At 60.1% G+C, this 21430-nt stretch carries 16 protein-coding genes and 1 pseudogene; 12 read left to right on the top strand and 5 right to left on the bottom strand.

Annotated elements, in window-relative coordinates:
- Positions 1-172 precede the first annotated feature (172 nt).
- The 9 genes from HMPREF3104_RS06310 (at position 173) to HMPREF3104_RS06270 (ending at position 8203) form a co-directional block, all read left to right on the top strand.
- Positions 173-688, top strand: coding sequence for an NYN domain-containing protein (locus tag HMPREF3104_RS06310; protein ID WP_308314034.1), 516 nt, complete (start codon positions 173-175; stop codon positions 686-688).
- Between the two features lie 105 nt (positions 689-793).
- Positions 794-1207, top strand: a complete 414-nt coding sequence (locus HMPREF3104_RS06305) for a DUF4265 domain-containing protein (RefSeq protein ID WP_052205996.1) — start codon at positions 794-796, stop codon at positions 1205-1207.
- Between the two features lie 42 nt (positions 1208-1249).
- Positions 1250-2098, top strand: a complete 849-nt coding sequence (locus HMPREF3104_RS06300) for a sulfurtransferase (protein ID WP_052205999.1) — start codon at positions 1250-1252, stop codon at positions 2096-2098.
- Positions 2098-2985: a type III secretion system chaperone family protein gene (locus HMPREF3104_RS06295; protein WP_070494850.1), complete on the top strand. Its 888-nt coding sequence runs from the start codon at positions 2098-2100 to the stop codon at positions 2983-2985. Before HMPREF3104_RS06300 ends, HMPREF3104_RS06295 begins: the two co-directional genes overlap by 1 nt.
- A complete protein-coding gene (gene pyrE, locus HMPREF3104_RS06290; protein ID WP_070494849.1) occupies positions 2978-3511 on the top strand; it encodes an orotate phosphoribosyltransferase in 534 nt (177 codons plus the stop codon). Before HMPREF3104_RS06295 ends, pyrE begins: the two co-directional genes overlap by 8 nt.
- Positions 3512-3533: 22 nt before the next feature.
- Positions 3534-4208, top strand: a complete 675-nt coding sequence (locus HMPREF3104_RS06285; RefSeq protein ID WP_070494857.1) for a TrmH family RNA methyltransferase — start codon at positions 3534-3536, stop codon at positions 4206-4208.
- 459 nt (positions 4209-4667) lie between these two features.
- The gene (locus tag HMPREF3104_RS06280; RefSeq protein WP_070494848.1) at positions 4668-5864 is read left to right on the top strand and encodes a glycoside hydrolase family 76 protein; all 1197 of its coding nucleotides are present in this window, start codon (positions 4668-4670) and stop codon (positions 5862-5864) included.
- A 51-nt stretch (positions 5865-5915) separates the two neighbouring features.
- Positions 5916-6950, top strand: a complete 1035-nt coding sequence (gene fbaA / locus HMPREF3104_RS06275) for a class II fructose-bisphosphate aldolase (RefSeq protein ID WP_070494847.1) — start codon at positions 5916-5918, stop codon at positions 6948-6950.
- Between the two features lie 59 nt (positions 6951-7009).
- Positions 7010-8203, top strand: coding sequence for an FUSC family protein (locus HMPREF3104_RS06270; protein WP_070494846.1), 1194 nt, complete (start codon positions 7010-7012; stop codon positions 8201-8203).
- Positions 8204-8809: 606 nt separating this feature from the next.
- On the opposite strand, the gene HMPREF3104_RS06265 is transcribed toward HMPREF3104_RS06270, so the two are convergent.
- The gene (locus tag HMPREF3104_RS06265; protein WP_070494845.1) at positions 8810-9652 is read right to left on the bottom strand and encodes a PRC and DUF2382 domain-containing protein; all 843 of its coding nucleotides are present in this window, start codon (positions 9650-9652) and stop codon (positions 8810-8812) included.
- A gap of 295 nt (positions 9653-9947) precedes the next feature.
- Complete coding sequence (locus tag HMPREF3104_RS06260; protein WP_070494844.1) at positions 9948-10772, bottom strand: hypothetical protein; 825 nt, start codon at positions 10770-10772, stop codon at positions 9948-9950.
- A 101-nt stretch (positions 10773-10873) separates the two neighbouring features.
- Between HMPREF3104_RS06260 and HMPREF3104_RS06255 the strand changes: the two genes are divergently transcribed.
- A complete protein-coding gene (locus HMPREF3104_RS06255; RefSeq protein WP_070494843.1) occupies positions 10874-12163 on the top strand; it encodes an adenylosuccinate synthase in 1290 nt (429 codons plus the stop codon).
- Positions 12164-12178: 15 nt separating this feature from the next.
- On the opposite strand, the gene HMPREF3104_RS06250 is transcribed toward HMPREF3104_RS06255, so the two are convergent.
- The 3 genes from HMPREF3104_RS06250 to HMPREF3104_RS06240 all read right to left on the bottom strand — a co-directional run bounded on the left by HMPREF3104_RS06250 (position 12179) and on the right by HMPREF3104_RS06240 (position 14145).
- Positions 12179-12694, bottom strand: coding sequence for a GNAT family N-acetyltransferase (locus HMPREF3104_RS06250; protein ID WP_070494842.1), 516 nt, complete (start codon positions 12692-12694; stop codon positions 12179-12181).
- On the bottom strand, positions 12687-12971 hold the full coding sequence (locus HMPREF3104_RS06245) for a type II toxin-antitoxin system TacA family antitoxin (protein WP_070494841.1): 285 nt from the start codon (positions 12969-12971) through the stop codon (positions 12687-12689). The genes HMPREF3104_RS06250 and HMPREF3104_RS06245 overlap by 8 nt, the downstream gene beginning before the upstream one ends.
- Positions 12972-13056: 85 nt before the next feature.
- Positions 13057-14145, bottom strand: coding sequence for an AAA family ATPase (locus HMPREF3104_RS06240; protein WP_070494840.1), 1089 nt, complete (start codon positions 14143-14145; stop codon positions 13057-13059).
- Between the two features lie 722 nt (positions 14146-14867).
- Between HMPREF3104_RS06240 and HMPREF3104_RS06235 the strand changes: the two genes are divergently transcribed.
- Together HMPREF3104_RS06235 and HMPREF3104_RS06230 are read left to right on the top strand one after the other, a co-directional pair.
- Positions 14868-19142 carry a YPDG domain-containing protein gene (locus HMPREF3104_RS06235; protein WP_141738151.1) on the top strand — a complete coding sequence of 1425 codons (4275 nt, stop codon included), beginning with the start codon at positions 14868-14870 and terminating at the stop codon, positions 19140-19142.
- 424 nt (positions 19143-19566) lie between these two features.
- A pseudogene (locus tag HMPREF3104_RS06230) lies at positions 19567-21430 on the top strand (hypothetical protein); the annotation flags it as partial.

The raw sequence follows: 21430 nt of genomic DNA, 5'->3' as shown, positions 1-21430 counted from the left end.
GCGCCGTGCTTATAGCCTATTTGGGGATAAGACGCCGGAAGACCGCGCAAACGAGATGGTGAGGTATGCCCGCCGTCATATAAGTAAGTCGCGAAGCAGCCTGTACCGAATTTTCTATTATGATTGCCCGCCCTCTGAAAAAGTTCTCTTTCACCCACTGACTAGAAGCCAAGTGAACTTGGCCGCGACCGACCAGTTCAAATGGACAAATCAGTTCTTCGATGCGTTAACGCACAAGAGAAAGGTTGCACTTCGTCGCGGTGAAGAACTTGAAACTCAGAATGGCTATGTGCTGAAGACTGATCCTCTGAAGAAGCTTTGTGCGGGGACTCTTCGGGTAGAGGATTTGCAAGAGAGAGATTTCAAACTCGAAATCACTCAAAAAGGTGTCGATATGAGAATTGGTCTCGACATAGCATCTCTTGCGGAGAGTGGAACGGTAAATCAGATAGTGATGATCACCGGAGATAGCGACTTTGTTCCAGCTGCAAAGCATGCCCGCCGTTCCGGGATAGATTTTATTCTTGACCCAATGTGGGCCACCGTTACCACGAGCCTCAGTGAACATGTAGATGGTATTCGGCAATGCGTTTTCAATTACCCAGAAAACTTAAAAGACCCACTTCACGTTAGCAATCTCGGGGTCGGCCCCAAAGGGCAAGGGGATGAAGAGGACGAAGAGCTCTAGGAAAAGCGATGTTTGCGTTTCAGAGTTTCAAAGCCGCACCAACCCACCACCAAACCACCGCCAACCCGCCACGCCCAGACCTGAGCACCGGCTACAATCCCGGGCATGCAACCGATCACCACTATCACCACCCGCGTGAGCGTCCCGGGTGTGGAAAATGAGCTGCTTGCGGGCCACCAGCTCTCTGGCAACCATTTTGTGGTTGCCAGCGTGCCGTTTGTGGATACGTCGTTGGCGCTGGGCGACATCGTCGAATGCGTCACGGTTGGCGGCCAGTTCCACGTGGATCGCGTGGTGGTGCGCGGCGGTGCGTCCACGGTGCGCATTCTCCCGGCGACGGAGGCGCCACTGCAGCTCGCCGAGACACTTTTGGCGTTCGGCTGCCGGGTGGAGATGGGGCCGGGTGGGATGCTCGCGGCGTCCATAGGCGCAGATTGCCCTCGTGAGGGGATTATGGAGTGGCTGGATGGTTTGGAGTCTGAGGGCGCAATCCAGCAAGCGCCGGGCTACATGGCTTAGTCACCAGAACGCGGACATAGATTTGCCCTAGAATGAGCCACCATGAGCGTTTTTGTGGCGGCGGAGGAGCTGAACGATCGCATTCAGTCCGGCAAGAAGCAGACCGTGATTGCGGCGCTGTGGGAGCAGAAAGAGGATCGTGGCTGGGCGAAGTTCCAGTCGGAGCATGTGCCGTCGGCGTTGTTTTGTGATCCGGCGTCGCATTTGGCGGGCATGCCGGGCCGCGCGGAGGGTCGTAACCCGTTGCCGCACATTGATGTTGTGCGCAAGGCTGTGAAGAGCTGGGGTATTGAGGCAGGCCGTCCGACGTACGTCTATGACCAGGGCACGGGCCTGTTCGCGGCGCGCGCGTGGTGGGTGTTGCGCTGGGCGGGCATCCAGGATGTGCACATTGTGGACGGCGGTTTTGCCAGCTGGGACGGCAAGCAGCTGCCCACGGTCGCCGGTCCCGGCCAGGTGGTTGTGCCGCGCGAGGTGCAGCTCACACCAGGTTGCATGCCCACTGCCAGCATGGAGGAGGTCAGGGATTTCGCTGGCCTGCTTATCGACGCTAGATCCCAACGCCGCTTCCAAGGCCGCCGCGAAGCCCTTGACCTGCGCGCAGGCCATATTCCGAATGCGGTGAATCTTCCGGTGGCGGAGCTGTTCCACCAGGAAGATGATCACGTGTTGGTGCGTTCGGCAGATGAGATCCTTCAGCGCGCGGCTGAGGCGGGGATCACGGAGTCAACGGATCCGGCCCAGGCCATTACGTATTCAGGTTCGGGTAACCACTCGGCACTTTTGCTCGCGGCGTTGGAGCACGCCGGTTTGCCAACGTTGACGCATTACATCGGTGGTTGGTCGCAGTGGGCGGCGAATCGTGAAAACCCGGTGGCGGCAGACGTGTAATGGCCTACGTATTAATTCTTTTAGCCGTCGTGCTGTTTGCGGCGGGGTTGTGGCTGCTGCGTCCAGACACCAGTTTGCCCGGGCTGCCAGCGCTGCCAGCGCTTCCGGTCACGGAGACCAGGCAGGCGTGGGCGAAGGCGAATGGGTTCAGCTACGCCAAGACTGATGAGTCGTTGACGGGGGAGTGGCGCCGCGGTGCCGCTTCAGCAGGAGCGGCGGCAACCAAGGTGGCCAGTGGCGTGCAGTACGGCCACGACACCTACATTGCGGACCTCGGCTCGATAACGGTCATCGCCATGACTACTGGCGAGGCCAGCGACGTGGTCGTAGACATGCGCCGGTCCGCTTCGGACCATTCCGGTGTCGGAGGTAACGACGACACCGCCAACGACGACACCGATCTGCACCTGATCACCGAAGTCGAAGGCTTCCGCATCTTCGGCACGGACACCGGCCCCATCCAACGCTTCATTGACGTGCGCGTTTCCACTGCTCTTGAGCAGATGCCGGAAGCCGTGGAGGCCGTGTGGTTTGAGGCTGATTGGGTTGTCGCCCAGCTGGCCCACGGCGCCAAGCCCAGCGACTGGCACGCCGCCTTCGCCCCGCTCGGTTTGCTTGCAGACGCCGCGCGGACCCTCCCACCCGCCTCCCCTCGGGGGTTGGCGGAGAGGGGCTTTGAGGTGGGCGTCGATAAGCAAAAGCTCTTGCGGCCCGAAGTGGAACTGCCCACGCGGGTCACGGGGACCACGAAGGGGGAGGTGGATCCGCGCGAGGTGGGTGCGGATGACGTCGCGCCGATCGCCGGCGACTCCCGCGCTGGGGATTTAACGCGCGCGCCGCGCATGCAACAACCGCCATCCATTTTTGAGGAGGACACACATGAGTAACAAAGAACGTCTGGCCGAGCTGGTCAAGGAGCTGGCCGTGGTGCATGGCAAGGTGACGCTGAGCAGCGGCAAGGAGGCGGAATACTACGTTGACCTGCGCCGGGCCACGCTGCACCATGAGGCGAGCCCGCTGATTGGCAAGCTGCTGCGTGAGCTCACCGCTGACCTTGATTTCGACGCCGTCGGTGGGCTTACCCTCGGCGCCGACCCGGTGGCCACCGCTGTCATGCACGCGGACGGTCGGCCTATCGACGCGTTTGTGGTGCGCAAGGAAGCGAAAAAGCACGGTATGCAGCGTCGCATCGAGGGCCCATCGATCGCCGGCAAGCGCGTCCTGGTTGTGGAGGACACCACGACCACCGGCAACTCCCCGCTGACCGCCGTCGAGGCCTGCCGCGCCGAGGGCGCTGAGGTTGTCGCCGTGGCCACCGTGGTCGACCGCGCGACCGGCGCCGCCCAGGTCATTGCAGACGCCGGCGTGGAGTACCGCCACATCCTCGGCCTGGAGGACCTTGGGCTTGCCTGAGCTTCCGCTTGACGACGCCCACGTGAAAGACCCCACCGAGGCGAAAGGCCCCACCGAGGCGAAAGGCCCCACCGAATGGAACGAGGGCCGCCACGGTGTCGGACCATGGGAGGGCCCCTGGCCTGAACGCGAGCAGTACGACCCGAAGTTCCTTGCCGAAGGCGACACCCGCAATGTTGTCGACGCCTACCGGTATTGGTCCATGGACGCCATCGTCGCCGACTTGGACTCGAAGCGTCACGATTTCCATGTGGCCATCGAGAACTTCGAAAACGACATGAACATCGGCACCGTGGTGCGCACAGCAAATGCGTTTCTGGCGCGTGAGGTGCACATTGTTGGGCGCAAGCGGTGGAATCGGCGCGGCGCGATGGTCACGGACCGCTACCAGCACATCCGCCACCATGCCACGGTTGCGGACTTGATTGCGTGGGCTGCTGGGGAGGGCATCACGGTTGTGGCCATCGACAACACGCCCGGCTCGGTGCCTTTGGAAACGGCTGAGTTACCGAAACGCTGCCTGCTGCTTTTCGGTCAGGAAGGCCCCGGCGTGACTGCCGACGCCCAAGCTGCCGCCTCCATGACCTGCTCCATCGCCCAATTCGGATCCACCCGCTCCATCAACGCGGGCGTTGCCGCCGGCATTGCCATGCACGCCTGGATCCGCCAGCACGCCGACCTCTCCCAGGCCTGGTAGCTTTCCAGCGTTGGCCTCCGGCGTCTGGCCCCCGGCCGCTGCGGTAATTTCCAAATTGTTGCATTCCGGCACCCATTGCCCCAGGTGGTGACATCACCTCCCGGAATTCCTTCATCGCTCTCCTCCCGACCTTCCCGCTGACCCCACCCGGACACCCGCCCTGGCCTAGACACCCTGCTTTCGCGGAGGCTCTGCCTTTTAGTGACTAGATGCTCGGTCAGAGCGTGAAGATTCCAAATCCCGAGCCTCTGACCGAGCATCTACTCACAAAAATGCCGACGATGCGCCAAAGGGGTATTCCAACCCCGACTCACAGGAAAGCCCCGATTCACAGGAATGCGCACCCGGGCTCGCCCTGGCAACCACCCGCAGCGCCGGCCGGGGGAGGGGGTAACAAAGAGACTTCGCGTGGCAATATAGAAAGCACAATTCTGAGCCGAGGGAGCCGAGGGAGCCAACGTGCCCGAAACCTGGTCGCATCGCGCTGACCTGGCAGCATCTGCCATTCATGAGCGTCACGCCGCTCGTCTTTGGGGCATCCCCAAAACCAACCTGGCAATGGTGACGTGGCCGCCGGGGGCGAAGGACAAACTGTTTTGGCACTGGCACTTTTGGTGGCAGGCGCAGTACTTGGATTGCCAGGTGGATGCGGCGCTGCGGCGGCCGACCAAGTCCAGGCGCAAACAGTTGGCGGACACGCTTCGCGGCATTCAGCGCCGGACCAAAGGCAAGCCGACGGATAATCCGCACAATGATGACAAGGCGTGGCTTGCGCTGGCGTGGAACCGAGCACTCGCACTGGACGGCTTTAAACAGACGCGCACGCTCGACGCGCTGGAGTTTGACCTGCTTGAGGCCATTGATCCGATTACGGGCGTGTTGCCGCTTAAGGCGGAGGAGACGTATTACAACATTGCGTCGAACGCCACGGCGGCGATCCTGTTTGCAAGGACCGGTCGTTTAGACAAGGCGCGCCAGATCACGGACTGGATCTTTGACAACCTGGTCGCAGAGTCCGGCCTGCTCTATGACGGCATCCGGATGCGCATGCACGGGCCCGAGGTGAACCAGAAGCTCTACACCTATAACCAGGGCACGGTGCTGGGTGCCTCGTTGGAGATCGCGCTGGCGCTGCGCGAGGACATCGGCCTTGCCGGCGATGAACCGATCGACTCGTTTGAGTTCTCCGAACGCGCCGACGCGTCCGTGTTTTACATCACGCACATCCGCGCGATCGTGCAGGCCATCGCGCTGAATATGGCAACGCCGCAGGGCGTGATCATCAGCCCGGCGGCCGAATCCGGTGAGGGCGACGGCGGCCTGTTCAAGGGCATCCTCGCGCGCTACCTCGCGGAGATCGCGGTGCGGCTTCCAGAAGATTCTCGGGAGAACATCGCTACCAAAAAGGTGGCGGCACGCCTGGTCCTAGCGTCGGCGGAAAGCCTGTGGCAGCACCGTCTTGAGGTCGATGGTCTGCCGATTTTCCCGGCGGAGTGGACGGAAGATGCGAGGTTGCCGCATAACTATGGGTTGGGCCCGGCGTCGATAAGCGAAGCGGTGGGGCTGGTTCGAATTGATGAGCGCGACCTCTCAGTCCAGCTGTCTGGCTGGCTGCTGCTGGAGGCTGCGGCGGCGGTGGCTGCAAACATGCCGTAGACGGGGCATACTGGAGGGGTATCTTTTGCCCCGACAGGAAGGGATTTCCGCATGCCTATCGCAACCCCTGAGGTGTACAACCAGATGCTTGATGCCGCCAAGAAGGGCGGCTTCGCATTCCCGGCAATTAACTGCACCTCTTCTGAAACCATCAACGCAGCTATCAAGGGCTTCGCCGAAGCTGAGTCGGACGGCATCATTCAGTTCTCCACCGGCGGTGCAGAGTTCGGCTCCGGCCTGAGCGTGAAGAACAAGGTGGCTGGCGCGCAGGCGCTGGCGGCGTTCGCGCACGAGGTGGCCAAGCACTATGACGTGAACATTGCGCTGCACACGGACCACTGCCAGCTTGAGGTGCTGGATGAGTACGTGCGTCCGCTGCTGGCGATCTCCCAGGAGCGCGTGGACCGTGGTGAGCTGCCGCTGTTCCAGTCCCACATGTGGGACGGCTCGGCGGTGCCGATTGATCAGAACCTTGAGGTCGCCCAGGAGCTTCTGGAGAAGGCACGCAAGGCCAACATCATCCTTGAGGTGGAGATCGGCGTTGTTGGTGGCGAAGAGGACGGCGTTGAGGCGAAGGCCGGCGCCAACCTGTACACCACGGAAGAGGACTTTGCTAAGACTATCGACGCACTGGGGACCGGCGAGAACGGCCGCTACCTGCTTGCCGCTACCTTTGGCAACGTCCACGGCGTATACAAGCCGGGCAACGTGAAGCTGCGCCCGGAGGTGCTCGACATGGGCCAGAAGGTTGCGGAGCAGAAGCTTGGCCTGGCTGCTGGCAGCAATCCGTTTGACTTCGTCTTCCACGGCGGCTCCGGCTCTGAGAAGGAGAAGATCGAGGAGTCCCTGCGCTACGGCGTGGTCAAGATGAACGTTGACACGGACACCCAGTACGCGTTCACCCGCCCGATTGTCACTCACATGTTCCAGAACTATGACGGTGTGCTCAAGATTGACGGCGAGGTTGGCAACAAGAAGATGTATGACCCGCGTTCTTACCTGAAGAAGGCGGAGCAGTCCATGTCTGAGCGTGTGATTGAGGCGTGCCAGGATCTGCATTCGGTTGGAAAGAGCGTCGCTAAGTAAGCTCTCTCTTTAACACGTGGCGTCGGGTTAAGCCCGGCGCCATTAGTATTTGTACTGCCATGGCTCAACAACGAATGAACACTCGCGACCGTCTGCGCGCGGTTGATGAGTCTTTCCAGGCGCGTTTCAAGCGCGTGCGTAAACGGCTGTTGCCGATTTTGCAGACCGGTCTTGCCGCCGGCCTTGCGTATTGGATCGCGCAGGATCTGTTTGGTCACCAACGGCCGTTCTTCGCGCCGATTACAACGGTGCTGATCATTGGCATCAGCACCGGCGACCGGCTGACAAAGGCGGTGGACATCACCATCGGCTGCATGCTTGGCGTGCTGGTGGGTGATCTATTGTTCTACCGGCTGGGGGACGGCCCCTGGCAGATTGCGGTTATTGTCTCTGGGGCGCTTCTGATTGCGTCGTTTTTCTCAAAGTCCCAGATGCTGGTTAACCAGGTGGCGATCGGTTCAATCCTGATCGCGACAATCATGCCGCCGGATGCAGAGGTCACGGGCATTGACCGCACCGTGGACGCCTTCATCGGTTGTCTCGTGGCCCTCGGCGTCCTTTCGTTGATTCCCCAAGGTCCCATGGCCTCAGCGAGGGCAGAGATCGCCCAGGTTATGAGCCTTTTGAGCAGTGTGCTTGACGACGTCGCGTCTGGACTCCAAGCCCTCGACCCCAAAGAAATCAACACTGCCTTGAAGGCGATCCGAGGATCCCAAACGCGCATTGACGCGATGGCCGCGGCGGTGCAGTCGGGTGAAGAATCCACACGCATCTCGCCGTTCTTGTGGAGCTCGCGCCGCTACATCCAGTCCATGAGCCGCGTGATCCCGCCGGTGGACAACGCGGTGCGTTCCGCCCGCGTGCTGGCTCGTCGCGCCCGGGTGTTGTGCCAGGACCAGGACCCGGTGTCCGAGACCCAAATCGCGTTGATTGACACGCTTGCCAAGGTGGCCCTTGAGGTCTCCGAGGTTTACGACGTCCACTCCCGCCGCGCCCAAGCCACCGTCATCCCGAGGATGGTCAACGAGCTGCGCGCCGTGGCGCAGACCGCCGACATGTCAGTTGCGGAATCCGCCCCTGGTGGGCCGGTGTTGTCCACCTACGCCCTCCTCGCCCAGACGCGCTCCCTGACGGTGGACATGCTGCAGATTTGCGGCATGTCTAGGGAGTCCGCCCTGGCTGCTTTGGCACCGACGTCCCCAACGCCGAAGTACCCGCCGGAAGTCTTCGACGTAGACCCCATCGGCGAGTAGCCGGCGGTTTTCGGTGGCCGGGCCAGCCACCGGCCAGCCCTTTTCGGCCACCGGCCAGCCCTCCAGCTGTCCCGACTGGCGACCACTGACAAATCTGACACCAAAATTTTGCCAAAACCGCCTGACCTGCCCGTTTGTAAATCGGCAGCCGACCGAATTGTCAAATTTGTCAGGGCCGCAGCCTCCTCGCTGACAAATCTGACATCGCCAATCAGTTCGAGAGGTTCTGAACTGGGCTTTAGCTGAGCGGCCCTGGGCGCCTCGTCACATTTGTCAGGATCCGCCTTGTTGAGCCAGCCGCTAGGCCAGTTGCTAAGCCAGTTGTGGACGGGTTCGGCCCGCCCAGGGGAAAGAATTCAGAACTAATTCAGTACGGCGCCGCCGACCCTGAATTCTTTCCCCAAAAACGGGCAAAGAATTCAGTTTCCCCAGGTCGCTGAGCGCCCCAGACCAAACGAATTCAGGATTCTCCCCAGGGCACTGAATTAGTTCTGAATTCTTTTGGCGGGGGCCGACTGGGACTGGGACGAAAGGAAAAAGGAAAAGCCGACCCGAGTGGGTCGGCTTTCTCATTGTTGGGCCGGCTGGCGCCGGCCGATTCCTCCGCTAGCGGAGGTCGGCGTCACCGTCGGTGACAACGCCGTCGGTTTCGAAACGCTCCTTGCGTACCTCTTCGGAGACGGTTTCGGTGTCGCGGACGGTCTCGGTCTCAAGGGAGACCTTCTCAACCGGGACGGACTCCTTGGTTACGGTGACCTGGTCTTCGTGGAGGGTGACGGAGGCTTCGGCCTCGCCAATCGCGCCGGTGTGGGCAGCGCGGTCGGCCTCGGTGATCGGCTCGCGGACGATGCGGACCTCTTCGCGCTCAACAGGCACCTCGACGGTCTCGGTCTCGGTGACAACGTACTTGCGCAGGTGCACCTCGCCGGACTCGACGCGGTCCTTGGAAACGTTGAGCTGCTCCTCGGAGCGGATGAGCTCGTCACTGTCGGCAGCGCCAGCGGCCGGGCGGTCAGCATCAGCGGCACCAGCACCAAGGCCTGCAGCGGCAGCGCCGACACCAGCGGCACCAGCAGTACCAGCATCAACAGCACCATCGGCCGGAGCGCCGGTCTCGTAGGTGGTCACGTCCTGGACTTCGGTCAGGGCGTAGTGGCGGTAGAGGGCGTCTTGGTCGTTGGTTGTGAGGTGGCCGTTGTCGTCAAGATCCGGGGCGTCCTCGATGCGGTCCTTGGGGAAGGCCAGGTGGAGGTCGCCATCACGAAGGCTGTGGCCACGCAGCGGGACGATGGAGCTGCCGGTGCCGAAGAGGCCGTGGTTGACGGTGATAAAGTCCGGCTGGCCGGTGGTGTCGTTGACGTAGACGTCCTGGACGGAACCGACCTTGTCGCCGTTGACGTCGTAAGCGGTTGCGTTTGCAAGATCCTCAATGCGGTTGAGGTTAGTCATTGGGTGTAGCTCCTTGGTTAGTTGGTTTTTCAGAACACAACCCAACGTAACGGCGTTCCACCGACTCCGCCGACCACAAACCCCAGCCGGCCAAAAACCTGGAATTTTCCCTCGTAATTTTCAAATGTTCCGGTATACCGCCAACGGGCAACCCCATGCGCTGGGGATTCAGGAACATTTACGGTTCTATCCACCTTGCATACATTGCGAAACGGTTACGAAAGCGGTCTCATAAACAACAAAACCAACAATGTGAGTTTTCTCACACACAACCTGAAGTGGGCCTAAACTGACCCTACAACGATGCGGCACGCACCGATTGGATGTCCCGGAGGTGGCGGTAGAAGGTGGTGGAGGTGGTTGGGGGGTGGGCGTGGGCGTCGATAAGCAAAGTGATGCTCTCGCCACCGGCTTGGACCGCGCGGCCGGTGAGGACTTGGGTGGGGTCGGGTTGCCCGGCGGGCAGGAGGCGGGCGAGGCCGCGGCGGACAAGTGGGGTGGTGATGGTGGTGGCGGCGATGCCGGGTGCGCTCATGGTGGGTACTAGGCGTGCGCCGTAGAGGCCGCGGCGGCGGGAGCGGCCGCCGGTGCGCATGAGTAGGGTTTCGGAATCCACGATGATCTCGCCGATAAATTCGGAGGACCCATCGCCGCAATATACAGACGCCGAACCCGCAACTACCAGGCCTTTGTCCGTACGCACGCAGGCGGCGGGGACGACGGGTGCCTCGCAGGCAAACGCAACGTCCCCATCCACACCCCAGTTCACGGCCGCAGGCGATCCAACATCCGTAGGCAGATATGCCACCTCCGCCCAGAGGTAATCGCCACGCATCATGCGGGTCAGCACGGCGCCCAGGGCGGCGTCAGAACCCGAGACGATCACGCGCAGCGGCTCCTCCGGCTGCTGTGGCGCAAACGCAGGATCGCCCAGGTGCGGCGCGGCTGGGTTCTTCTGAATCTCTGCAAGCGAAGGCGTGGGATCTACCGGCAGGCACTCCTTGGCCGCGGTGTCTAAAAAGCGCAAATCTTTGCGTGAGGGGATTGGTGGAAGGTCGTGTCGCTGGGCGCCCGGGATAGAAATTTCGGTGGGACCGCACGCGCAATGAAGTAGACGCATAGATTGCACGCTACAATAAGCGCCGTCTCTGGCCGCAAAGTCCACGCGAGATATGCAACGCGGGACAATTCATGCGGGTCCGTATATATAAGGAGCGATAGATGTCCGCCATCGTCATTGTGGGTGCCCAGTGGGGAGACGAGGGGAAAGGTAAAGCTACCGATATCCTCGGCGGCCGGGTTGACTATGTGGTCAAACCCAACGGTGGGAACAACGCCGGCCACACCGTGGTTGTCGGCGGTGAAAAGTATGAGCTGAAGCTGCTGCCCGCCGGCGTGCTCAGTGAAAATGCCACCCCGATTCTTGGTAACGGCGTTGTGGTCAACCTTGAGGCGCTGTTTGAGGAGATCGACGGTCTGGAGGCCCGCGGCGCGAACGCTTCGCGCCTGCGTATCTCCGGCAATGCGCACTTGGTGGCGCCGTACCACCAGACGCTGGACCGCGTGCAGGAGCGCTTCTTGGGCAAGCGTGCGATTGGCACCACTGGCCGCGGCATCGGCCCGACCTATGCTGACAAGGTTGCTCGCGTTGGCCTTCGTGTGCAGGACATTTTCGACGAATCAATCCTCCGCCAAAAAATCGAATCCGCCCTGGATGTGAAGAACCAGATGCTGGTGAAGATGTACAACCGCCAGGCCATCTCGGTGGAGGAGACCATGGATTACTTCGGCCGCTATGGTGAGCGCTTAAAGCCAATGGTTATCGACGCTGAACGTGTCCTCAACACCGCCCTCGACGAAGGCAAGCACGTGCTTATGGAGGGCGGCCAGGCCACCATGCTGGACGTGGACCACGGCACCTACCCGTTTGTGACCTCCTCGAACCCGACCGCCGGCGGCGCATGTGTGGGCGCGGGCATCGGCCCGACCCGCATCACGGGTGTGCTGGGCATTGTGAAGGCCTACACCACGCGTGTGGGCGCGGGGCCGTTCCCAACGGAGCTGTTTGACAAGTGGGGCGAGTTCCTGCAGGTCACCGGTGGTGAGGTTGGTGTGAATACGGGTCGTAAGCGCCGCACCGGCTGGTATGACAGCGTGATTGCTCGCTACGCCGCGCGCGTCAACGGGTTTACTGACTACTTCCTCACCAAGCTCGACGTGCTCACCGGCATCGGTGAGATTCCCATCTGCGTGGCGTACGACGTGGACGGTCAGCGTTTCGACGAGATGCCGCTGACCCAAACCGATTTCCACCACGCCGAGCCGATCTACGAGACCATGCCGGCCTGGGATGAGGACATCACGGAGTGCCGCACGTTTGAGGATCTGCCGCAGAAGGCGCAGGATTACGTGCTGCGTCTGGAGGAGCTCTCCGGTGCCCCGATCAGCTACATCGGTGTAGGCCCGGGCCGTGACCAGACCATCGTGCGCCACGACGTGATGGAGCGCTAGGGGGCTGGGTTTTACCTACTCGCTCTCAAGCGCAGCACGGATCGACTTAATCGGCAGTAGTAGGTGCAGCGGTTCGCCGGGCATCTCCCAAAAATCGGCATGGTGCAGGTAGAACTGCTTCGCACTTTCGTCGTGTGCATGGATCAAAATTCCCATTGCACCCACGATGTCGGCGGCTGCGAGCGCGCGCCGGAACATGTCTGCAAGCAGTGATCGGCCGACGCCTTTGCCCTGTGCGCGGGAGTCAACGGCGAAGCGGGCGAGGACAATCACCGGTACGTCATATGGTCTCGACCCGCCAGGCAGGTCTTTCGGCAGTGTTTCACGGCTAACCCCGCCTGAGGCGAGGGCGTAGTAGCCGACAACTTCATCGTTGAGCGTGGTTACGTACGTAACTACGTTGTTGGCCCGCTGATTCCGCAGCGCAAACCGCTTGAGCCATTCGTCGAGACTGTCTACTCCGCACGAGAAGTTTGAAAGGTGGTCGCCTTTCTTAATCCTGCGAGGTTCGTGCAGGATACCGTCAGTCAAGGGTGAACTCCTTGCCAAATACGGATTCAGAGGCGAGGAGGCGTGCCAGCTTCGTCCCATCGACTGGTGTGTCAAGAGCTTGCTCAAACTTTGCAAAGTCCTCCGCGTTCAGCTCGAACCAGCGGCGATCCGCTAGGACCTTCTCTGCTTCTGCCATTGCGCTTTTGAGGATGAATTCGGACACGGAAACCGCACGGACTTCCGCAGCCCGCTTAAGGCGCTGGTCTTGTTGGGCTGTTGTGCGGAGGTTGAGTCGCTTATCCTTTGTCAGTGTCATCGTAGTCCCCTACTTCTTCCCGAAATATTGTGTGAGTACAATGTACGTCATCTTTCGGAGGGGTGTAAAGGGTGTGCAGATTGGCTTAGCCGCGCAGCTTGGGTCCCTCTTCGGGAATACGGGCGTGCCATTGCTGGTCTTCATCCTGTTTCAGTACACGGATGTGTTTGCGCGGTACTGAGCCCAACACTTGAGGGCTGTGGGTGCTGATGATGAACTGCATGTTGGGGAATGTTGTCTGCAAACCAGGAACAACGCGGTGCTGCCACTCGGGGTGAAGGTGCAGGTCAATATCGTCGATGAGCACGATTCCGGATGCAAGCTTCGCGGCGTTTTCACCGTAATCAGGGTTGAGCTGTGATGCTCGTTTGGCCAGATCAGCCACGACGGAGACCATTGCACGCGTGCCATCGCTTAACACTGAAATTGGCATCAGGCCGTGGTCTGGGTGGGAAATCGCCAGCTCCTCAAAGTGGAGGCTGTAGTGAAAGCCGGTCCAGCCTTCATCTGCCAGTACGGAGTCGACGGCATTTTCAATGCCTTGCACTCTTTTCCGGAGTACCGCAATGCCCGCTGCACCGGTTTTCCGTTGCTTTTCTTGCAGTTGCGCGAGTGTGGCGGTTGCCATCCATTGTTCGAGTTGTTTGAAATTTGAAAGCACTGACAAGCAATCCTGGTAGCCAACCGTACGGCTTAGCCCGGCGATCCTGCTTGAAAGGCCACTATGCAGCGCAAAGAGACGCTTTGAGCTGTAATAGGCGATCACCGGCAACTCCACCGTGGCACTGCCATCGCGCAGTTTGTCGAGGAGGTCATTTGCGTATTCAGTCAGCTCGTGGGGACCTACGCTGGTAGTGCGACCGTTTGGTTTTCGAAGCTCTCGCCTAGATTGCACATTGGGGTTGGCAAAGGTTGCGGTTACTGCAACCGGGAAGTCTTGCTCGCGTTCAAACCCCTTGCTAGGCAAGTATCTTGCATCCGGTTGTTTGATGCTGGCAGATTGTCCAGGCATCAAGGTACCAACGAAGGGCTGCAGTGCGATTGTCGCGGCCTCGAGTACTGTTGTTTTTCCCTTGCCGTTGCGCGCGTTGATGAGCGTGAGATCTGGCTCAAATTCCATCTCAAAATGCGCGAAGCGCCGGAAGTTATCCAGGGCAAGGGTTTGAATCTGCATGCTGCCGACTTTACTTTGAAGCGCTTTTGGCTACCATGACACGCGTTTAATTCACTGCTGCCTCCGTCAGGCACCCCGGCTTGGCGTTACACCCCGACCGCGCCCGAAACTCATCGCCGCTGCCGCTCCCCGGCACCACGCCGCAGCCCCGAGTACCCCGTAAACCCCGAACACGCCGTAAACCCCGAGCACAGCACCCCGAGTACGCCACGAAAACTCGGCGTGTCCGTAGTCTTCCGTTCGGGGTTTAGCCCGCGTGTCTCACTCGCGCCCTCGCCTCACTTAGGCTGCACCACCGCCGAGACCCGCCACACCCGCCGAGACCCGCCACACCCGCCGAGCCCCGGCGCCGCCACCCATAGATCACACGAATTGCCCCCAAATGTGGGTATGGTGCGACGATATCCGCCAAAAGCCCCACCGCAAACCGAACCAAATACAGGCACAAACCTCTAGCCAGCACTGATAGGAACGTGACTTATCACCAAATTGGCCAAATCTATCTAACTGATAGCTGAGAATCCACTTTAAATTGCCTGCTCACAACCCGTAATAACGAACGAATAAAAACTGATAGCCCTCTTATTCGATTTTGAGCAACTAATTTCCTCAAGCTAACTTTGCCCGGTCTGTGAGAAGCCTGTGAGCAGGTTTCCCGCTCGGCCCCACGTCTACGGATGGGCGTGGGTGTTATTGGAACTTTGATCCCTGAAGGGGAAGTCATGCGAGGAATGAACATCGCACGCCGTCGTGGAACGTCGATTGCCGCTGCAGCACTGTCGTTTGCGCTGATCGCACAAACCGCACAGCCAGCACAACCAGCACACGCCGCACCAGCACCAGCACCAGCCCAATCAACCCAAGCCCAACCAACCAAAGCCCAACCAACCAAAGCCCAACCAACCCAAGCCCAACCAACCCAAGCCCAACCAGCCAAAGCCCAACCCCAGAACGCCCTCCCGGTCACGGGCACCGCGATTGAGTCTGAGGGCTTGGCCAACGCCCCGTTCACTATTTCGGGCACGGTGCGTGAGGTGTTCGCGCAGGCGGCTACGAATGCGGGTTTGGCGGATTACTCCAAGCCGATTGCTGGCGCGAAGGTGTATGCGCAGTGGAAGGAGGGTACTAGCGATGTTCGTTTTTCGCCGGTCTACACCGCTACAACGAATGAGCAGGGTTCGTACGCCATTGAGTTGAAACCGTTTTTTGATGAGCTGAACCGTATGCGCGTGTTTGAGGCGGCCCGAACCACGGGTTCGGCGGGTCTTCAAGACATCGCTGGCAACCGCCGCCTGGATGGTTGGAACGAGAAGATCCGTGTGTGGGTTGAGCTGCCGGACGGGCAGAAGAAGGATTTGCGTCTGATGAATCACTATGCGTCGGCGTGGGCGCCGTCGCAGTCGGTGGCGGATAGTTCGCACATGGTGTCGTGGAACAGCAACTACAACGTTTCCAATTTGGATGTGAACTTCATCCGCAACACGGATTACACGTTGACTAAGCCGCGGGATCAGTGGGCGGTGTCCAATGAGGGCGACAATGTGGGCAGCCGCCTAGAAGGCTCGGTCAGCGGTGTTGTGTTCTGGAACTCCGCGGTCCCGAACGGTGCTGTGGACTCCGAGACGGCCGCGATCTTGGGCGGCGGCGTCATCCAGGGCGAGCAGCGTGACTTGGTCCTTGCGGGCCAGGAGATCGTCGGTTCTTACCTGTCCGATGAGGCGATCCTTGCCATTGAGGAGCACGTGAAGCAGAACTTCGGCGGTCGAAAGCTGCGCGGCAGTGATTGGACGATTGCGGATGAGAACAAGATGCAGGAGTGGATCAACCAGCAGATCCAGACTGATCATCCGGAGTGGATTGCAGAGACGGTGACCACCACCACGGATGAAAATGGCGCCTACTGGCTCTACTTCAAGGGCCTTTACGGCGACACCCGCAACCACCGCGTCTTCGTCCCGCAGGAGAAGTTCCACACGCTGGCCAGCTCCTGGTCCGAGGGCAATTGGACCCAGGGTACAACCACCTCCAAGCACATCAATTTGGATTGGATGTACGTTGGCCCGGTTGATGTGCCGGACAACATTGGTGTGCAGTCTGGTTGGCAGTTCCAGCGTTGGACGAATGGTATTGATCCGGGCACGTGGTCTGGCGGCAAGAACGTCGCGGCCGGTAAGACTGAGGACTGGATGCAGGACTACCAGCGCGGCATGAACATCATTTTGAGCCCGGCACCGCTGGATTTTGATGTGGTGAATTTTGATTCGCAGCTGCACACGGCGCAGGCTGGGGATACTGCGGTGACTAAGGCTACGGGCCTGCTTACGCATGAGAACCTGAAGTATGACATTGTGTGGACGGATCCTGAGGGCAACGTGGTGGCGGAGCATAAGGATCTGAAGGTGGAGAATTTTTCGCTGCCTTCTGCGGATTTCACGGTGCCGGCGGATTTGGAGAAGAACACTACGTACACGGCGACGTTGTGGGCGGAGGATGGTACGGGTAACCGCACGCCGCTTGCGTCGGATGCGTTTACGGCTGTGGTGATCAACTCCTTGCCTGTTGGTTCGGTGGGGGAGGCCTACAACCATTCGGTAGCACCCATGCTTGCCGACGCCACCACGCACCAAACCTTCCACGCCGAGGGTCTACCGGACGGTATGAGCATTGATCCGGCAACCGGCGTGATTTCGGGTACGCCGACGAAGCCTGGCCAGTACCAGGTGAAGGTGGTCAATCAGGCTGAGCTGACGGTTGGGGATGCCAAGGTGTCCACCGTGGAGAACTCGAAGGTCTATGACTTGTTTGTCACGGACACCAAGCTTCATAACGCCACGGTGAACCAGCCCTACAGCCAGGCCGTGCTTCCTGAGGGCCTTCCTGAGGGCGCGGTGGCCCAGAACCTCAAGGTTGAGGGCCTGCCGCCTGGGTTGAAGTTTGATCCGGCTGCCGGCACAATCACGGGCACTCCGACCGAGGTGACCAAGGACGTTCCTTCGCAGGAGAAGCCGAATGTGACGGTGACGTATGACATTGTCATCCCGGCTGAGGAAGAAGGCGGCGAGCCGACGGTTGTGCAGGCTGGTCACGTTGATCGCGTGCCGCTGGTTGTGAAGGCTCAGGACCAGGCGGAGGATTTCGATCCGTCCTATGGCAGCACCAACGTAACTGCAGATACCCCGGCAACCTCGAAGCCGACGTTCAAGGACAAGGACGGCAAGGACGTTGACGCGCCGAGCGGCACCACGTTCGAACTGCCGAAGGACTTCACAGCACCGGAGGGCTTCAAGGTTGAGGTTGATTCGGAAACCGGTGTTGTCACCGTCACGGTGGAGAAGGATGAAGATGGCAAGCCGAAGCTCAACGCGGATTCCAAGGAGGAGTTCGATGTCCCGGTGACCGTCACCTACCCGGATGGCACGAAGGATCACCCCACGGCGAACTTCAAGCTGGACACTGATGGTGACGGCACCCCAGATACCGAAGACGGTGATGATGACGGCGACGGCATCCCGGATGCGGAAGACAGCAACCCGAAGGTGCCGAACGCGAACGATCACTTCCAGCCTGAGTATGAGGGCGGCAACGGTGAGCCTGGCAAGGATGTGACGGTTCCTGCTCCGAAGTTCACGGACAAAAACGGCAACCCCACCACCGCTCCGGAAGGCACCACCTTCACCCCGGGCGACAAAACCCCAGAGGGTGTAACCGTCGACGAGAACACCGGTGCAATCACCGTCAAGATCCCGGACAATGCCAACCCTGCCGACACGATCACGGTCCCGGTTGTTGTCACCTACCCGGATGGCACCAAGGACGAAGTCACCGCCACGGTTACGGTCACCGAGGCTCCGAAACCGGAGGCTAAGGACAACGAGAAGTACGACCCACAGGGCCAGGACCAGAAGGTTCCAACGGGCGGCACCCCGGACCCGAGGAAGAACATCCAGAACGCCGATGACCTTCCAGAGGGCACGAAGTTCCAGTACAAGGAGACCCCGGACACCTCGACACCGGGCGAGTACGACGTCACCGTTGTTGTCACCTACCCGGACGGCAGCACCGATGAGGTAAACACCAAGCTCATCGTTGGTTCTGATGCGCAGCGCTATGCGCCGAAGTACGACGACAAGACCGATGTGCCGGTTGATGGTGAGAAGGACACCAACGATCCGTTCGGTAAGACCGCCCCGCTCAAGAACACCGAAGCAACGCCGACCCAGGACTCTGATGCGGACACGTGGACCTTCGCCCCGCAGGACAACGGCGTGATCAACGCCAAGGCTCCGTCGATGGATCAGGTCAAGGACAAGATCGCAGCGAAGCTGCCGGAGATCAAGAGCACTGAGGCTGGCAAGCGTTGGGATACGTTCGTCGAAACCTTCAAGCCGTTTGCCCGTCCGGCAGTTGAGGTGAACTTCACCTACGAGGACGACTCCACCAACAGCGCCACGGCCAACTTCGATCTGGTTGGCAAGGACGGCAAGTCCCTGCTGGATCCGAACGGTGACTTTGATGGTGACGGCCACACCAACCGAGAGGAAATCGAGAAAACCACCAACCCTGCCGATGCCCAGGACAAGCCTGACACCGCGCCGGGCATTGACACCGGCAAGTGTGTCGCCACCACCCTCGGGTTTGGTCTGCCGCTGATCGAACTGTTGCCGATTGGCCTGGCCACCCAGATCGACCTGCCGGGACTTACACCGATTGCCAATGAAGTATCGGCTCGCCTGGAACAGACGAACTCCCAGATCCAGCAGCAGCTGGGTGTGTTCAACCCGCAGATGGCTGGCCAGGTTGCTGAGGTCAACGCCCGCTTGAAGGAGGTCGGCGCGGATCTGGCGATGGTTGCCGCAGGTATCGCACTGATCGCCGCAGGCATTCTGGCTGGCACGTTGATCTATGACAACTGCGCGCCGGGTGGCGGCTTCAATTCCTCGGTGAAGGACGCGAAGCTCAAGGGTTCCTCCGGCAAGGAGTACACGCTCTCCTCCTAAGCTGATAAAACTCACCCCGGTGTCGCACTCTCGGCATCGGGGTTTGGGCTTTTTAGCTTATCGACGCCCACATTCCATCAAATAACGCTACAACCGGAATATATGTCATGGGCATGATTTAACTCCGGCATTCTGTGGGCGTGACCAGCGTTTAAAGCGTGACCTGTCACCTACGTCCACAGGAGCTATTTTTATTCACTGTTAATTTACTGTGATCATACCTTGCAAAAGTGAGGATTTACAGCGGGTAAGGGCGAAACTAGTTCAGTAGTTACCCAAGCGTAAGTAAGTAAAATTTCAGGAAACCTTGAGTGGATAGTTTTGTGAAACTAAGCTTCGGCGGTGCGAGAGGAACCTATCACGTAGGTGCTCTGCTCGAACTACACAGAACCACTCCGAACCAATTACGTCCTGGAGGATTTTCATGCAGGGAATGAACATTGCACGCCGGCGGGGCACGTCGGTAGCTGCCGCGGCACTGTCGCTTGCTTTGATTGTCCCGTTTGCCCAGCCGGTAGTGAGCCCGGCTGCCGCACCGGCCGCTGTCGCGCAGGAAGCGCAGGAGGCGCAGGCATCGCCAACGGTGAATCCCGAGAGCAAGATCATTGATGCAGACATGATCGCCAGCGGCCGCGTCACTAAAGCTGCGAACCTGACGGATGCCCACGGTGTAGGCAAGGGCCTGATCTCCGGTCACGTGTACTTGACTGGCGTGGCAGGTAACCCGGGCGCAGCCTATGACAACGGCAACGTGAAGCTGGATGGCATCACCGTTTACGCGCAGTTCCGTGACAAGGATGGCTCCTACTCACCGATCTTCAGCGCGAAGACGCACACGCTGCCAGACGTGGTTGGCGGCAACGGCGGCCAGGGCACGTTTGCGTTCGGTACGGGTGACAAGGGCATCACGTGGACTGACAAGCTGGGACGTGAGCACACCTACACGGCGCGTACGGATCAGATGCACCGCATCTGGGTAGAACCGTTCACCAATGAGCGCGGCAACCGGGTTGAGATGTTCCGTCAGGCCAACGGCTTTGTGCCGGGTTCGTTCAACCTACCAGCCGATGCCCCGCTTGGCTCCTTCGTTGCTAGCGACGGCAACATGCAGCTTACGGCAGCGTTCCTGCGCGAGGTCGCGCCGAATCACAAGGAAAGCTGGCTGGCTGCCAAGGGCGACAAGCTTGTTGAGGACCCGGAGGGTCCGATCGCCTCAGCGTCGACGCAGACAAAGGTCCCGAACACCGTTTCCGGTCGCGTGTGGTTGGAGACCGGTGGCCCCGATAAGGGCATCGTGGCAACCGGTCCGGCGTTTAACAGCATTGATGAGCCGGCTGATGGCTACACCGTGTACGCATCCACCCTGACCAAGGACGGTGCGGCAGCGAACCAGAAGCTGCGTGAGACGTACAAGAAGGATCCGGACAAGATCGCCCAGGCAACCAAGGAAATGCTTGAGGCGCACCCCGAGTACATTCTCAAGACCGTCTACGGCAAGACTGATCCAGACGGCTGGTACACCCTGCGCTTCGGTAACTACGAGAAGGGCCAGATCCGCGAGGACATCCTCAACCCGAACCACCTGTTCGTGTGGGTGGAGGATAAAAACGGCGTGGTCCAGAATGGCTACACCGGCTTCCACACCCCGACCTTCCAGCGCTTCAACCACGGCGGTAACTTCCGCCCTGCGGCAGCTCCTGGTGAGAACCAGCTGCCTATCAACTGGGGCAACGGAATCGGGTTCCAGAACCTGAACTCGCTGTACAACGTCCACTACGCGATCATGCCGTACGCACCGGCGTCCATTACCGCTGATTACAACGCAACGGACAAGCCGGCGGCGCCGGGCGTGACGGTAACACCTGAGCTTCATGGCACGGTGTCCAGTGCAACGTCGAAGGTGGAGTGGCGCGACGTCAACGGGAAGGTCTTGAAGACCTGTGACATTGACCAATCCAAGTCTGCCAAGGAGCAGGTCGCAGCGTGCACCTTCGACATTCCGCAGGACGCCAAGAAGGGCGATTACTTCAACGTTGTCTTGGTGTCTGGTGGCAATGACGTTTCCGCTTGGACGGTGCTGGTGACTCGTGACGCTGATGAGTTCGACCCTGCCTACGAGCCTAAGCTGGTCGTCCCGGGCAAGGAGACGAAGTCTTCCCCGACCTTCACCAAGACGGACGATGAGGGCAACCCGACCGAGGAAAAGGTCAAGGCACCCGAGGGCACCACGTTCGCTATCCCGGAGGACTTCAAGGCTCCCGAAGGCTACGTCGTTGAGATCAACGAGA

Origin of the sequence: Corynebacterium sp. HMSC30G07 (assembly GCF_001806945.1) — a bacterium.
In the GTDB taxonomy this organism is placed as follows: Bacteria; Actinomycetota; Actinomycetes; order Mycobacteriales; family Mycobacteriaceae; genus Corynebacterium; species Corynebacterium riegelii.
The sequence above is the reverse complement of the archived record's forward strand: the minus strand, read 5'-3'. Positions and strand labels throughout refer to the sequence as shown.

Bases quoted from the DNA above. Each gene is read 5' to 3' on its own strand.
- fbaA (WP_070494847.1), top strand. From the start codon at position 5,916: ATGCCTATCGCAACCCCTGAGGTGTACAACCAGATGCTTGATGCCGCC.
- HMPREF3104_RS06300 (WP_052205999.1), top strand. From the start codon at position 1,250: ATGAGCGTTTTTGTGGCGGCGGAGGAGCTGAACGATCGCATTCAGTCC.
- HMPREF3104_RS06270 (WP_070494846.1), top strand. From the start codon at position 7,010: ATGGCTCAACAACGAATGAACACTCGCGACCGTCTGCGCGCGGTTGAT.
- HMPREF3104_RS06295 (WP_070494850.1), top strand. From the start codon at position 2,098: ATGGCCTACGTATTAATTCTTTTAGCCGTCGTGCTGTTTGCGGCGGGG.
- HMPREF3104_RS06235 (WP_141738151.1), top strand. From the start codon at position 14,868: ATGCGAGGAATGAACATCGCACGCCGTCGTGGAACGTCGATTGCCGCT.
- HMPREF3104_RS06255 (WP_070494843.1), top strand. From the start codon at position 10,874: ATGTCCGCCATCGTCATTGTGGGTGCCCAGTGGGGAGACGAGGGGAAA.
- HMPREF3104_RS06240 (WP_070494840.1), bottom strand. From the start codon at position 14,145: ATGCAGATTCAAACCCTTGCCCTGGATAACTTCCGGCGCTTCGCGCAT.
- HMPREF3104_RS06265 (WP_070494845.1), bottom strand. From the start codon at position 9,652: ATGACTAACCTCAACCGCATTGAGGATCTTGCAAACGCAACCGCTTAC.
- pyrE (WP_070494849.1), top strand. From the start codon at position 2,978: ATGAGTAACAAAGAACGTCTGGCCGAGCTGGTCAAGGAGCTGGCCGTG.
- HMPREF3104_RS06245 (WP_070494841.1), bottom strand. From the start codon at position 12,971: ATGACACTGACAAAGGATAAGCGACTCAACCTCCGCACAACAGCCCAA.
- HMPREF3104_RS06260 (WP_070494844.1), bottom strand. From the start codon at position 10,772: ATGCGTCTACTTCATTGCGCGTGCGGTCCCACCGAAATTTCTATCCCG.
- HMPREF3104_RS06305 (WP_052205996.1), top strand. From the start codon at position 794: ATGCAACCGATCACCACTATCACCACCCGCGTGAGCGTCCCGGGTGTG.